General features: G+C 54.8%; 13 protein-coding genes. 3 read left to right on the top strand and 10 right to left on the bottom strand.

What is annotated here, in order from left to right; translation table 11 throughout:
* Positions 1–59 precede the first annotated feature (59 nt).
* The 5 genes from GRAN_RS23350 to GRAN_RS27160 form a co-directional block, all read right to left on the bottom strand.
* Positions 60–1,097 carry a hypothetical protein gene (locus GRAN_RS23350; protein ID WP_128915489.1) on the bottom strand — a complete coding sequence of 346 codons (1,038 nt, stop codon included), beginning with the start codon at positions 1,095–1,097 and terminating at the stop codon, positions 60–62.
* Complete coding sequence (locus GRAN_RS23345) at positions 1,094–2,008, bottom strand: ABC transporter ATP-binding protein (RefSeq protein ID WP_128915488.1); 915 nt, start codon at positions 2,006–2,008, stop codon at positions 1,094–1,096. The genes GRAN_RS23350 and GRAN_RS23345 overlap by 4 nt, the downstream gene beginning before the upstream one ends.
* Positions 2,005–2,451: a GntR family transcriptional regulator gene (locus GRAN_RS23340; RefSeq protein WP_128915487.1), complete on the bottom strand. Its 447-nt coding sequence runs from the start codon at positions 2,449–2,451 to the stop codon at positions 2,005–2,007. Before GRAN_RS23340 ends, GRAN_RS23345 begins: the two co-directional genes overlap by 4 nt.
* Before the next feature lie 269 nt (positions 2,452–2,720).
* The gene (locus GRAN_RS23335; protein WP_128915486.1) at positions 2,721–3,032 is read right to left on the bottom strand and encodes a hypothetical protein; all 312 of its coding nucleotides are present in this window, start codon (positions 3,030–3,032) and stop codon (positions 2,721–2,723) included.
* A gap of 255 nt (positions 3,033–3,287) precedes the next feature.
* Positions 3,288–3,641, bottom strand: a complete 354-nt coding sequence (locus GRAN_RS27160; protein WP_421800881.1) for an NADPH-dependent FMN reductase — start codon at positions 3,639–3,641, stop codon at positions 3,288–3,290.
* A gap of 932 nt (positions 3,642–4,573) precedes the next feature.
* Here GRAN_RS27160 and GRAN_RS23325 point away from each other — a divergent pair.
* Both GRAN_RS23325 and GRAN_RS23320 read left to right on the top strand, forming a co-directional pair.
* A complete protein-coding gene (locus tag GRAN_RS23325) occupies positions 4,574–7,021 on the top strand; it encodes a ligand-binding sensor domain-containing protein (RefSeq protein ID WP_128915485.1) in 2,448 nt (815 codons plus the stop codon).
* Complete coding sequence (locus tag GRAN_RS23320) at positions 6,988–7,470, top strand: diguanylate cyclase (protein ID WP_128915484.1); 483 nt, start codon at positions 6,988–6,990, stop codon at positions 7,468–7,470. Before GRAN_RS23325 ends, GRAN_RS23320 begins: the two co-directional genes overlap by 34 nt.
* Positions 7,471–8,382: 912 nt before the next feature.
* On the opposite strand, the gene GRAN_RS23315 is transcribed toward GRAN_RS23320, so the two are convergent.
* Positions 8,383–8,661, bottom strand: a complete 279-nt coding sequence (locus tag GRAN_RS23315) for a hypothetical protein (RefSeq protein WP_128915483.1) — start codon at positions 8,659–8,661, stop codon at positions 8,383–8,385.
* 179 nt (positions 8,662–8,840) lie between these two features.
* Between GRAN_RS23315 and GRAN_RS23310 the strand changes: the two genes are divergently transcribed.
* Positions 8,841–9,359, top strand: a complete 519-nt coding sequence (locus tag GRAN_RS23310; protein ID WP_128915482.1) for a hypothetical protein — start codon at positions 8,841–8,843, stop codon at positions 9,357–9,359.
* 137 nt (positions 9,360–9,496) lie between these two features.
* Here the strand turns inward: GRAN_RS23310 and GRAN_RS25820 are convergent, their stop codons facing one another.
* From GRAN_RS25820 to GRAN_RS25945, 4 genes are all read right to left on the bottom strand, one after another.
* Complete coding sequence (locus GRAN_RS25820) at positions 9,497–9,889, bottom strand: ATP-binding protein (RefSeq protein WP_192898062.1); 393 nt, start codon at positions 9,887–9,889, stop codon at positions 9,497–9,499.
* A 248-nt stretch (positions 9,890–10,137) separates the two neighbouring features.
* A complete protein-coding gene (locus tag GRAN_RS23300; RefSeq protein WP_128915481.1) occupies positions 10,138–10,635 on the bottom strand; it encodes a hypothetical protein in 498 nt (165 codons plus the stop codon).
* Between the two features lie 29 nt (positions 10,636–10,664).
* Positions 10,665–12,455: a methyl-accepting chemotaxis protein gene (locus GRAN_RS23295; protein ID WP_128915480.1), complete on the bottom strand. Its 1,791-nt coding sequence runs from the start codon at positions 12,453–12,455 to the stop codon at positions 10,665–10,667.
* 219 nt (positions 12,456–12,674) lie between these two features.
* The coding region (locus tag GRAN_RS25945) for a hypothetical protein (RefSeq protein WP_206662838.1) at positions 12,675–12,958 on the bottom strand (284 nt) is incomplete at its 5' end.

Raw genomic sequence — 12,958 nt, 5'->3', positions numbered from 1 at the left:
TAGGATGTTTGGTGAAGCACGATGCGTGCGAGCTTCACGCCGCTATAGGCATCGATCAGTCACAATTCACGACGTTTGGCTGCTTGCTGCGCAAGAACGAGAAACATAAACGAGAGCGCGATGGTGAAGACGAAACCTAAGTATGGTGGAGGATGGCCGAGCTGTGTGGAAAGGAACAAAGTGCAAGTCACACGAGCCAAACGTGGCGAGAGAATCGCGGCAACTTGTACACCGATCACTGCAATGATAAGGATGAAAGAGCGCAAAGCCGCTGTGCCAAACAAGCGAGGCGGCAGCGCGAAGGCCGCAACGATAAAACTGAACACCACCGCACTTCCCGTAATAAGAGCGAGACCGAGGCGCAGAGCCGAGGTCTGAAGCGAAAGCATCAGGTGATGGCTTTCCTCGACCGTCATATACATCGTGCCGGGAAGCCCATTGAGGTGGACGGCAGCGGGTAGATGCTGACTGTTCGGAGCCACATCGCGGGCAGCGTCGAACAGATGCTTCCAAACGGGCCCGTGAACCACAAGCAGAGTTAGGAAAGAGCCCAAAGCTCCAGTTGCGATGCCGAAGAGTAAAGCTACATAGATGCCGCCCACTCGACCCCAAAACAAGAAGCGTAGCGATACAGGGCGCGTGCGCAGAAAGGCTGGTCCGCTCGTGACGAAACCAAAGATTGCCACGATTGCCGCGATAAACGAAAAAATCCTCAGGTAAGTGCTTGCGCTCCCATAGGCGGTGAGATAGCTGTACCAGACGCGCTCGGGAAGACTTTGCTGCAGGCCATAACGATCGACATTCCCAGGCAACAGACTGCTAGCTAGGACTACAAAGGATGCGTAGGCCATGACTCCATAGACCCAAAGCAGCAGATTGCGCTGTGCGCTTAGATAAGCGCGTTCCGGCAAAGTAAATCGGTGAAGCAGACGACTAGAAGATGTGGTGCGCCCTGGCGTGAATGGACGTGTTTCTTTATCGCCCTGTAGCTCCTGCATGCGGATGGCCCGCCGCAGCTGCACGCGGCGGATGAAAATGAATAGGTACATGGGACTGAAGAGCGCGATTGCGGTGAACAAATGTGGCGAAAGGCTCATGCCTCAACCTCCTTACCGTCTCGTGTACGGCAGAGCTCGAGAAAGATGTCATTCAAGGAGAGTGGGGCGCTGTCGAGGATGGTGGCACCATTGCTCGCGAGATCGGCAGCAAATGCTTCAGGATCTTGTTGAAGGATGTATTCGGTGCCACGTCCGGACGGACGAGTGGAGACAATGGATGGGCCGCTCTGTGGCAAAGAAGTGCCGGATACTGTAAGGCGCCGGAAGCGAGCGCGAATATCGTCAAGCCGGCCTTCCAGCATAAGATGGCCGCAATCCATGATGCCAATCCAGTCCGCGATCCGTTCTATTTCGTGCAGTTGGTGACTGGAAAGGAAGACCGTACGACCTTCACTCGTACATTCTTCCACAAGGATACTGAGCAAAGTGTCAAGGACGACGGGATCAAGGCCGATCGTGGGTTCGTCAAGGATCAGGAGCGGAGAGCGCTGAGCAATAGCGCATATCAGTGCGGCCTTGGTCTTGTTTCCCAGAGAGAGTTTTAACCCCGGCGTATCAAGTGGAAGCTCCAGCCGCTCAATAAGGGTGCGAGCCAGCGCGTCGGACCAGGTATTAGGATAGTAGGCGCGATTGGTCTCAAACAGTCGACGTGGGGTTCCCACAGACAGTCCCTTATCTTCAGGCACATAGCCGACCTGTTGGAGCACTGTCACTCGATCGGGGTCGTCAAAAGGGTGCAGGCCGAAGACCTCAAGCGACCCGGAGGTAGGGCGGGCGAGTCCGAGAGCCATGCGGATGGTAGTAGTTTTGCCCGCACTATTGCGGCCTAATAGCCCGTAAATAGAACCGCTTGGCACATTAAGAGACAAGTCATCGACGGCACAAACTTTGCGGGTGCCATGTCCGTAGGTCTTTGTTAGGGATCGAGTCTGAATAGCAAAGCTGGTCATGAATCCGTCTCCGCAGTAGCGCTTGATTTTGGCTTTCGGCTTCTATCAGTTGAAGAGTGCAGGGCATCAAAAGCTTCGTTCAGTAATCTCGCAACATCCTCGCGAACAACACGGAGCTGCGCTGCCTCGACAGCAAGCTGGTTCGCGAGAGGACGTAAGCGGCGCAGTTTCTCAGACTTGAGAAGACCTTGGCCTGCTGCGGCTGCTTCCCCCACGAAAGTACCGCCTCCGGGAACCGTTCGAATCACGCCGTCCCGTTCCAGGTTCTGAAAAGCGCGCGCTACGGTATTCGGGTTGATGCGAAGTTCGGCAGCAGTGCGGCGCGTGGATGGGAGCTGATCGCCCGGCTGGAGAAGTCCTGAAGAAATGCTATGTTTAATTTGCTGCTCCAGCTGCAAATAGACGGGTACACCGGAGCTTGCCGAGATGTGCAACGACAACATAACCGTATTAGTACACCAGTACGGTACCGCTTGTAAATGGTTGCATGTTTGTCCTCATGGCAACCAAGTTCTCTTGGCCGGATCTATGGGCTGTTTCTCTGAAACCTCCGTTTCAGCCGAATACGACAGCGTTCCGTTGATTCGGAAACCTCGACGTCGCCTATATGGACTTTCCAGGCTCTAACGGTGCAAAGGAAACGATCGAATTAGTCAGTATGATGGGAGCACCGCTCGCCCACTGCCGTAGGGAGATCGGTTTGGAGTAACCTCTACACGCGGGGTGGATTATGCTGCACGATCTTTTCTCTTGGTTGACAGTATTCGCTTACGTATTGGTCGGTCTCGTAGCTGCGCGCAAACACCGCCAGACACACGACCCTGGCTTCATTTGGCTTGTCCTGGCCTTCTTCCTGCCTACAATCCTGGTTATGATCGCACAGGGATTTTGCGAGTTCGTCTTCTGGGCTCATTCTCCAGCGCTTCCCCAGATCGTAGCGTCCTTCGACGCCGTCCGCTCCATCTTCCAGGCGCTCGGCTTGGCGGCGGGTATGTACATGATGGGAGGTCGGCCGCGCGAACATAACCTCTGGAGATGACTAAGCGACGAGCCCACCGAAGTGTCGACGGGCGATTGAGCAGCTAACCAACCTCATTCACATTGAAGAACAGGCAGACGCTCAAGATTTGGGGATGCCCTACCGGGACTACATGCGACGCACCCTGGAGATTGATTCCATACATCTTCTAATGCGATCCGGGGTGCTCTTTGGTTTATGAACCCAAGAGGCAGATATGGCCTCACAACAAAAGGAGCGATGTCGTGGAATCCGGGTGCTCTACAAGCTGCTTGCAATTTTCTGAATTGACAACTCGATGAGAGCTGCAACCTCGGGATTTTCGGCGATCTCAGAGGCATCGAAGGTCCTACCCAAGAGGGTACGCGTTGTCTCCGTATCCGAAGGAAGACAAGCATTGATCGTCTTCAAGACTTCTCCTAAGGATGCTTGCGCAAGTTCCGCACGAGTTGAAGCGTTGATCAGTGCGACTGGCTTACCGGACAGTTCTCCACTTCCAACAACCCAGTCCGAAGTGTTTTTGAGAGATCCGGGAAGACCATGGGCATATTCATGAGTTGGAAAAAGTACCGCCGAAGCCTCTTGCAATGCGGTGCGGAAGCGCTCAACCGGGATTAGGGACCGGGGGGAAGTCGAGATCAGGATTGAAAGCTGGGACTTGTTCCATCTCTTCGTGCAGAATAATATCTATTTGCGACGGAGCGATAAGCGCCGCCGCCCGCAGGAGCGCAGTGTTTGTGATTGAGCACGGAAGGCTTCCTGAAATTGCCGATATCGTTATCGGATTCGACTTCAGTCGCAGGCCTCCGAGTATATCCACTCGACTCGGTTCCAAGCATGATAGCTCGCCAGTTTGGGGCCTTTACCGGACCGACAGGGCGGATTAGCTGGTTCCGCAAAATACTTGAGAACCCTTGCGTCGATCGGATCGGCCTCCGCCAACAACGAGAAGCCATTTGGACATCAACGTACCGCTTCTTCCACTAAAGGTCTTGCTTGGAACAGGGTGACGGAGCGCAAAGAGTGATCTCAAAGATATCTTCCGATCTGAACTGCACTCGCCCATAAAGTTGTACATGCCTAAGTCATGTTAGGGACAGACCAACTCATGTGAAGCGGTTACCTTTACAGTGCGGTCCCGAATACTTCTTAAAAGCCAAGCTGCCCGTGATCCGTAGCCGCCTGATAACAGAGACGCCTTATGTAAGGTTCTCCTCTGCGAGGAGAACACGCATTGTGTTTTGAAGGGAGTCCACTGTCTTATTCGGTCTCGGATCGCGTTGCGCTTCTTCCTGAGCGCAGGCGTCGAGCTGCTCCTTCTTCCCTAACAACTCGCGTTAAATGTTATCGCATTGGGGACTCAAGAGGAGGGGATCGATGCGCTCAGCCAGCGGGTGCCGGAGAAGACATCTTCCGCGGCCGCTGTTATCCCAATTTTCTTGGGACCGGCAACTAGAAGTATTCAGTTCCAGTCCCGCGGTTCGCGCTTACGAAAGTTACTGGACCGTATAGCCCCCCAAACCCCACAAGCCGATAGTGATTTCACAATGAATTTCATCCAAAACGCGATCGTCCTGGCACTGCTTATATTCGCTACCGGAATAATGCAGGCTCAGGAATACGGCTTTCGTTATCTCGGAGCCAGCGAAGGTCTTACGAACCTTACGATCAGAGAAATCTATCAAGACCGCATTGGTTTTATATGGGTCAGCACTGAAAATGGGATATTTCGTTACGACGGAGAGCGGTTTGAAGAGTTCGGACCCAATCAGGGGATACCGTCCTCCTCAGCCGCAGGACTGGGCGAGGCTCCCGACGGCACCTTGCTCGTTGGCGGCAAGTTTGGGCTCTACAATCTGCACGGCAACCACTTCGAAAAGCTCAACGTCGCCTTCAAGTCCGTGAGTTGGGCGCAAGGTATCCAAGCGGATGGTAAAGGCCACACCTATATCGGAACGGACTCTGGTCTTGTGGTGCTCTCGATCGCCGTCCACAATGATGGATTTGAGGCCAGAGTGATCCCGCAGCCAGCCCAGGTTAGAGGGACGGGCGCTTTTGGAGTACTCGTGGATGGCGACACAGTCTGGTACGGCTGCGGACTGGAGCTCTGTCGCATGGATTCGAAGAGTACAACGATCTTTGGGAAAGACTCTGGACTTCCGGAACGCTCTACTCTCACGATTCGAAAAGATCACGGCGGAAATGTCTGGGTGTGGGAACGAAAGCTTGGCGCGTTTGAGTTGCAAGTAGGGAAAACCAAGTTTCGCAGGCCGGATCTGCCTATTCCTGTCGATGCCCTTGGTGGTATCGCCGGTACCGACGAGGAAGGGCGAATCTTACTTCCTTCCGCAGAAGGACTTCTGCTCCGAGACAATGACGGCTGGCAGAAGATCGATCGCTCCAATGGCCTCAGAGGAACCGTTTATTCAGTCCTCGAGGACCGTCAACACTCCCTCTGGGTTGGTTTGGCGGGTCGCGGGCTCGCCCAGTGGCGCGGATATGGGGACTGGACATCTTATACCAGCGCCAGTGGTTTGGGTAGCGATCTAGTCTACGAGATACTGCCGCGCGCCGACGGATCGCTGTTAGTCGGCACGGAAGGGGGGATGTTTCTAGGTCGGACGCGGGGTTTCGCCATGGCGTGGACAAGAGTCGCGAGTCTCGGCAGTCCCGCCGTCCATAGCGTTCAGGCCGCTCCGAATGGCGACGCGTGGGTTGGTACGGAAGGCCATGGCGCAGCTCGTATGCGATCTGCAGACGGCAGAGTGACTTGGTTCGATGAAAAGCAAGGATTTAGCGCCAAAGACGCTTACTCCTTGCGCTTTGATCGGCTGCATCGGCTCTGGGTGGCTACAGAAGCTGGGTTATTTGTGTCAACGGCTCCCTACGAGCGGTTTGCGCGCATCACTGGACTGCCCGCGAACCGTTTCTGGGCAATTGCCGAGGCAAGCGACGGTACCATCTGGGCCGGCGGGGACGGCGGGCTGTTTGATTGCGTGAACGGTGTTTGGAAGAGCCTTGCCGCCGATGGATTGAGCAACAAGGAGGTATCGGCACTCGGAGCCGGTGGGAATGGTGTCATCTGGGTAGGGTATCGCCTTGGTGGCGGCATTGACCGTCTGCAACCCTCCGCTGGTGGCATGAAGATCGACAAGGGTATACAAAGACCCGGTACGACCGGCCTAATCTATTTCCTCGATTTTGACGCACAGGGGCGGCTGTGGGCCGGCACGGAGCGGGGAGTAGACACCTGGGACGGAACCCGCTGGGGCCACTATGACATTCGTGATGGGCTGAGCTGGGACGACTGCGATCTGCATGGATTTGCCGCAGGAGCCAACGGTACTGTCTGGATCGGAACCTCCGGAGGACTCTCCAGCTTCAAGTCGCATCCACGCAATTCACTCGAGATGCCGCCTGAAGTCGTTTTTACCCATCTCATCATGGGGAAGACGGATGTCTCTGGTCTGAGCGACCCACATTTTGGCGCTGCGTCCAACTCACTGACTGCCCAATATGCAACACCAGGCGCTCAAAAACAGACGGCAGTTCTCTTCCGCTACCGACTTAGTGGCGGTCAGGCATGGACGGAGACGACCGAAAGAAAGCTGCAGTTTGCCCGATTGGCCGCAGGCGCGTACCGGCTGCAAGTGGAAGCCAAGGACGGCGATCGCGATTGGAAGGGAAATCGGGCCGAGTTCCCGTTTGTCATTCTCCCTCCGTGGTACTTGTCATGGTGGTTCCTTAGTATTTGCGCGCTCATGCCCTGCTCCGTGGTAGCGACGATGATCCGCTGGCGCATGGCGCGCGCGAAGAAGCGTGAGCGTGAACTAGTACGAATAGTCGACGAAAAGACGCAGGAGTTACTCAAGGCAAATCAGGAATTGCAGCGGCTTTCCTTCACCGATACGCTCACCGGGTTGGCCAACCGGCGTGTGTTCAACCACAAACTGGAGGAGGAATGCGCGCGGATGACAAGAACTATCTCCCTGTGAGTCTTCTGATGCTGGATGTGGATCACTTCAAAGCACTCAACGATTCGCAGGGACACCAGCAAGGCGATAAATATCTGACCATTGTTGCGGTAGAACTAACACGCCTGGCCAAACGGCAGACGGACTTGGCCGCGCGTTACGGTGGTGAGGAGTTTGCCGTCATCCTCGCGGATACCTCAGCCGAGAGTGCCGAGCAGCTTGCAGAGTCAGTACGACTAGCCATTGAAACGCTTCAGTTGCCACATCGAGCATCTCCAGTCGCCCCTTTTCTCACCGTCAGCATCGGCATCGCAACGGCAACAATAGGAGGCTGGATGACCCCCGACGCACTGGTGGCCGCGGCGGACAAAGCTTTGTATGCGGCCAAACGAAGCGGAAGGAATCGCGTAGTGGCAGCGACGGTCGAATCAATTTTGGCAGAAGAGATAAATCTGGAACTGTCGCATTAACTGGTACCAAGAGCTTGTCGGCGTAAAGGCCAGAAGATGGCTGATGTTCAGCGGGTGGACTCGCCCCCGCAAAGCCACTTCAAACGAAGAGTCTTCAACAGCATCGAACGTTTGTGGAAGGCTTGCCGATGACAACGCAGCATTAAAGGGCTTGCAAAAGCCTATTGCGATTGCTTTTCGATGGCGATAGGTTTGGGCGACGGGCCTTGCCGTGCGATTTTGAACTTTGGTGTGGTGACCCCAACGAGGCGCTCTCGTTGTTCCCGAGGCTGCACCTTCAGAACCTTTGCATCCGGAGCCGTGCAGGTCTGCCTTTAGGAAAATTAGGGAAAGGCTAGCGAGTGGAAGCCCTTGGATTGAATGGTAAGGAACACATTTCTGAGGACTTACGCTGCGGTTGGGGCTAAGCATGTTTACCATGCGGACTTCAACGCATATTTGTTCGCCTGCGAGAAGGAGATCACCGTACTGTGGGAAACGTCGCCCAGGTAGTTGAGACGGTGCTTCGCATACCTAGGCTTGTCCCTGCTTTGGTGCACTGCTTGTTCGAAACAGACGAAGGAACCCGCATGAGAGCGGCAGATGCAGTGGAGAAAGTTTCTCGCCACCGGGTACGGGAACTGCAGTCCTATACATCCGCCTTGCTCGTTTATTCGAAGAAAACGAACAGCAGGAACTCCATAGCCGGCAATGTGAACCGGCTGGATCTGGTGCAACTTGGAGATGCCTCGGTCCTCACGCCAGCGCAGAAACGATCTGATGGCGCGACCGTACGCTGCCAGCGTATTCGGGTTGCGGATGTTCAAGGTGAAAAACTCGAAAAATCGCCAGGCGGCGCACTTCTCTGCCCCGGCAATCAGCGCGGGAGTGACAAGCCCGTCGACTCTCGCCGATCCCGGAACCAAATCCATGTCAGACCCTCCGCACGAGCTTAAACGCTCCACTCTCTGCGAGCTCTTCAAACTGATAGCGTAAGCCCCTGAAAACAACTTCCACTCCGGGGGCGAACTTGAAATAGAGAATCTGCTCGGCTGACGCATCGAGAAGCTGGCCGAAAAACAGATCGGCCTGCCCGGTGTAGAGTTGCTGGCCCAGTTCTGCTTCGGCTAAGACGGAAGTGATGTTGCTTCTGAGCTCGCGGCCCTCTTTGGTGGTCTCGATCACGCTTGTGATCAGAAGATGGTATTCCATGGCTTCAGGGTACCAAGCCGGCATGTGGACGTACTACAACATAACGTCCTTTATGTTGTAGTAACCGACTCGGCAGGTCCGCAGTTCCCTTCCTCGATTCACGTCGTTTCCAGGAATGTACGTCCAGCGGGCAGGCAAGTAGAAACCCGGAATCCAAGCCGGATGTACACTCTCCTTCGATGAGCCGTTCGAAGCCAATTCTCGTGCTCGCTTTTCTTGCAACCCTCTCCGTGGACTCGGCGCATCCCCAATCGCCAGCGGCAGCTCCCGAAAGCTCTGTCGCACTCACCGGCTCCGTCACAGGGCTCGTCTACGACGGCGAGACACGGTTGCCCGTACGCTTTGCAAAGATAAATATTGTTGCAATTCCGTCGAAGGCGGATGTAAAACCAGCCCAGAACCAGCCAATTCCGCTTGGCTTTTCACCGCAACGGGATCGGCGCGTCCAGCGCGTCTACGGAACCTCCGGGATGGATGGCAGCTTCCACATGGAGGCTCCGGAAGGAGACTACCTCGTGGCAGCGCTCAAACCTGGCTACATCACTCCCGGCGCAGCGGCAGCCATGGACTTCTCTCTCTCCGAAGAGCGGCTTGAGAGCCTCATCGCTTCGCCGCCGCAGGTCCATGTGGTCGCCGGACAGACCGCAAGCGTGAGCCTAACCCTGCACCATGGTGCTGTCATCACCGGCCCTAGATAGGATAGCCGTATAACTTCGTGGCGAGGTCCTTGCTGCGGTGGCAATCGGACGCGGCGGTTTTGAGTCTTTCGCGGTAAGAATCCTGATTCTGCCTCGCGAATACTCGATAAGATTGACTGGCTGCAGTGCCCCTGCGATCAGCGGACCAAGGTAAAGGATGAGTTCTCGGTCAAGTGGTAACTTTTGGCCAAATGAGATTTTGCTGCATTGATACCCTTTCCCTTTTCCCCGTCACTGCTTTCAGGGTCTACACGCTCGAGAGAAAGATGAAAGACGGTGCCGCGTTGCACGGCGCTCCGCACCTGCATTGACGAGCCACACCTCTTCATAATTTCACGACTGAGCCAAAGGCCGAGCGATTCGTGAGCTTCTGTCAAAACCCAAGGCCGGTGGCGACGCCGAATCAACAATAGCGTTCCCATGGCGATGCCGTTGCCTGGCCACCACACAGCCCATCGATCTTCGAAAAACGCGATGCGGACGAAGAGCATCTCTGATGCAAAAACCACGATGGTGATGAACACAAACATCGCGCAGCACTGCCATAACTTGGGCTCTGGAACGAACTCGCGCCAGATCTTTGACCGCAACCTAATCGTCTTGTGGGGCGGCAAATCGAGACCTCTTTCTTTGCGCGAACGGCTAAGCCGTAATAGGTCTGCCTACGGTAGAAGATGGCGAACAGGAAGTTTATTTTACTTCCGTGGCGCGGCCTGACAGACAAAAAAACTTGGTTGCGAGCGTCAAAAATGTTATTGCCGACCCATGCGCTGGCGCCCTACGGGTCTTTACGATCCAACCGTCCACTCGAACCCATAGTCATATCCACATCTCTTCCAATAAATGGGAGCGACGCCTCCACAGTTTCAAGTCCGTATGCCGTACATGACCTACACGTGTGTATTGTGGTGCCGAGCGATAGACCAAGGTTCAGGCTGAGGATCCGGCTATCCGCGTCCGGACCAAGGGGAAGCCATTTGTGTTTGCATTCAAGCAAGGGACGTAAACGCTCATACAGGATGACAACAGCGGCTTGAACTTGACCGTTAGAAACTTCCTGAACAAGATCCAGATAAGCGAGCGGCGAGAGGTCTGCGATAACGAATCGCGGGCTCACATTGAACAGGACCTGTTTGTACTCAGTCGTCTTCCTAAATCCGAGAGCCTGTTTTGACAGATCCCTCGACTCGGCGAGGAAATCGCCAAGCTTATCGAACGAGTTGATGGGATCATTGTTCATAGTCATCTCAGGCGGTTTCATCGGCTCGCTGTTCATGGGGTTCTACTAAACCCTCAGCTCTGGTCCTAGAAGCTGCTAAAGTTGCTCTCAAGCGGGAACTCTTTAGACGATGATGGCTTTAGCTTTGTCTTGGCAGGAGAGAGCTTAGCTGCGAGATGTCCAGACAATGCAGGGGCGCGCTTGGCAGGGGAGTTTGCCCTCGAGCGTGACTCTGTACGATAGATGACGGGATTAATACTGGAGCTCATCCTGGCGCCAACCATTCCGTTAAGGCGTCCCGTAAGTTCTTTCATCGATTCCGATTGTGCATTCAACTCCTCAGCTGCCGCGGCGCTTTCTTCCGAGTTTGCAGCCGTAGTTTGCGTCACCTTCTCCATCTGCGAGAGAGCCTTGCCGATCTGGTCAATGCCGGTGGACTGCTCCTTACTCCCGTGGCTCACTTCATCCACCAGCGTGCCAAGACTTGCGAACTCACCCGAAATACGTTGGATGGACGCGACCACCCCACCGAGCTTTGTCTTACCTGCCTCCGCCTTCGTCACGGAGTCCTCGATCAGTGTTGCAGTATCCTTGGCAGCTTGCGCGCTTCTCTGTGCCAGGCTGCGAACTTCGTCGGCCACGACAGCGAATCCCATGCCTGCTTCTCCCGCCCGGGCCGCTTCAACTGCGGCATTCAACGCCAGAATGTTCGTCTGGAAGGCGATCTCATCGATGATTTTGATAATCTTCGCGATCTTTCCGCCCGATTCGTTGATTCCATTCATCGCTGTCATCATCTCAGCGAGTTGACGGTTCGCTTTCACAAACTCGGAGGCCGAATCTCCCACCAGCTTAGTCATGTGCGTCGAGTTCTCTGTGTTCTTGTGAGCCATCGAGTTGATCTCTTCGGCGGAGGCGGACGTCTCTTCGAGAGATGCTGCTTGTTCCGATGCCCCCTGTGCCAAGGACTGACTCGAGGCGGAGACCTGGGAGGAGGCGGCTGCTATCTGCTCCGCCCCCTCTGAAAGTTCGACGACAGTTTGCGTAAGGGCTTCGTTGATGCCTCTCACGATATGAATAACAAGCCCACCAATACAGGCCGAGAGAATGATCAGCACCAGGACCAACCACACACTGGACGCTACTGTTGATTGATTGCTGGCGGCGATCTCGGCGACCTGCCCGGTTGCGATCTGCTTGAGCTCCTGAACTTTGATACCGGTAGCCTTTGCCATCTCAGTCAATGTGCTGGCCTGCAGCGCGCCAGCTCCAACACCATCTCCTGCCTTGGCAAGCCTATAGAGAGCTTCGTGGGCTTGAACCCTCGCATCGTAGCTATCGATCAGCTCCTGGAGCAGCCCTTTGGCCTTTTCGCTCGTCGACACGGAAATATACTCTTTGAGGATCTCCTGCCGCTTTGCTACATCGTCATGAAATTGGGAGTTGTATTCCTCGACCTTGTCCTGATCCTTCAATAGAGTGCGTGAGACCATTCCGCGTTCCGCAGAGAGCATGTTGCTGGTCAGGGTTGCAATCTCACCGGCGAGCCCAAGCTTGTGCGTGCTCGAGGAACTGACCTTTATCTGACTCCCGATATGACTGAGTGAGGCCCATGCTGTAATCCCGAGAATGAGGGTGAAAGAGAGCGCGGCGCCAAAGGATAAGTACAACTTCCTGCTAATGGTCATGATTTCCTCTACTTGCGAGCACTGGGACGCATTGTGACGGTCAAGATGAATTTCTCTACGAGCGCTAAACGATACCCGTTTAGGCCGGTCACGCCGTTCGTAGTGAAGAGATGAGCGCGAAAAAGACTGCCCAGCGCAACAAGAGGTCAGAGGAGATAAGCAAAAAGCGAGAGAGTTAAGACAGAACACCCTTGCTTATGCTAGGAACGTTCAATCGCCGATATAGTTAGCTGCAATAACTATCGGCAGGCAGTCATCATTCGTTCAAATTTAAACATATTTATTTCTACACCTTAGGTAGGTTTATCTGTCCGCAACCTTACATATCCGGACGCCTTGTCCCGCCCGATATTCGCATTTCGGCTGTTGGTCTACTCGCATTTAACTGAACTCGATCGCTCCTCCACCCTAGCCAGCGACCTCCTGCGTCACCTTGCCCTCGGTGCGGCGAACGCTTTCGTAGCAGCTTTTGCACGCTTGTACAAAGCCTAAAGTGATTAACAGCGCTCCACTTGCTACCACGGACCCTTTTGAAATGGCCGGTAATTCGATCGTCAACAGCCAAAGAGGTGGCTCGGTTTGTTTGAACAGATTCCGGTGATTCTTAGGTGGAGGGTCTGTCTTGGTTAGGCTGCCATGGTTTCTGGCAGGCGGTTGAGGTGGACCTGATTGGGTGTCTTTCCTTTCAGGCT

Source organism: Granulicella sibirica (assembly GCF_004115155.1).
Lineage (GTDB): Bacteria > Acidobacteriota > Terriglobia > Terriglobales > Acidobacteriaceae > Edaphobacter > Edaphobacter sibiricus.
Note: the sequence above shows the minus strand (reverse complement) of the source record. Positions and strands in the feature narration are given on the sequence as shown.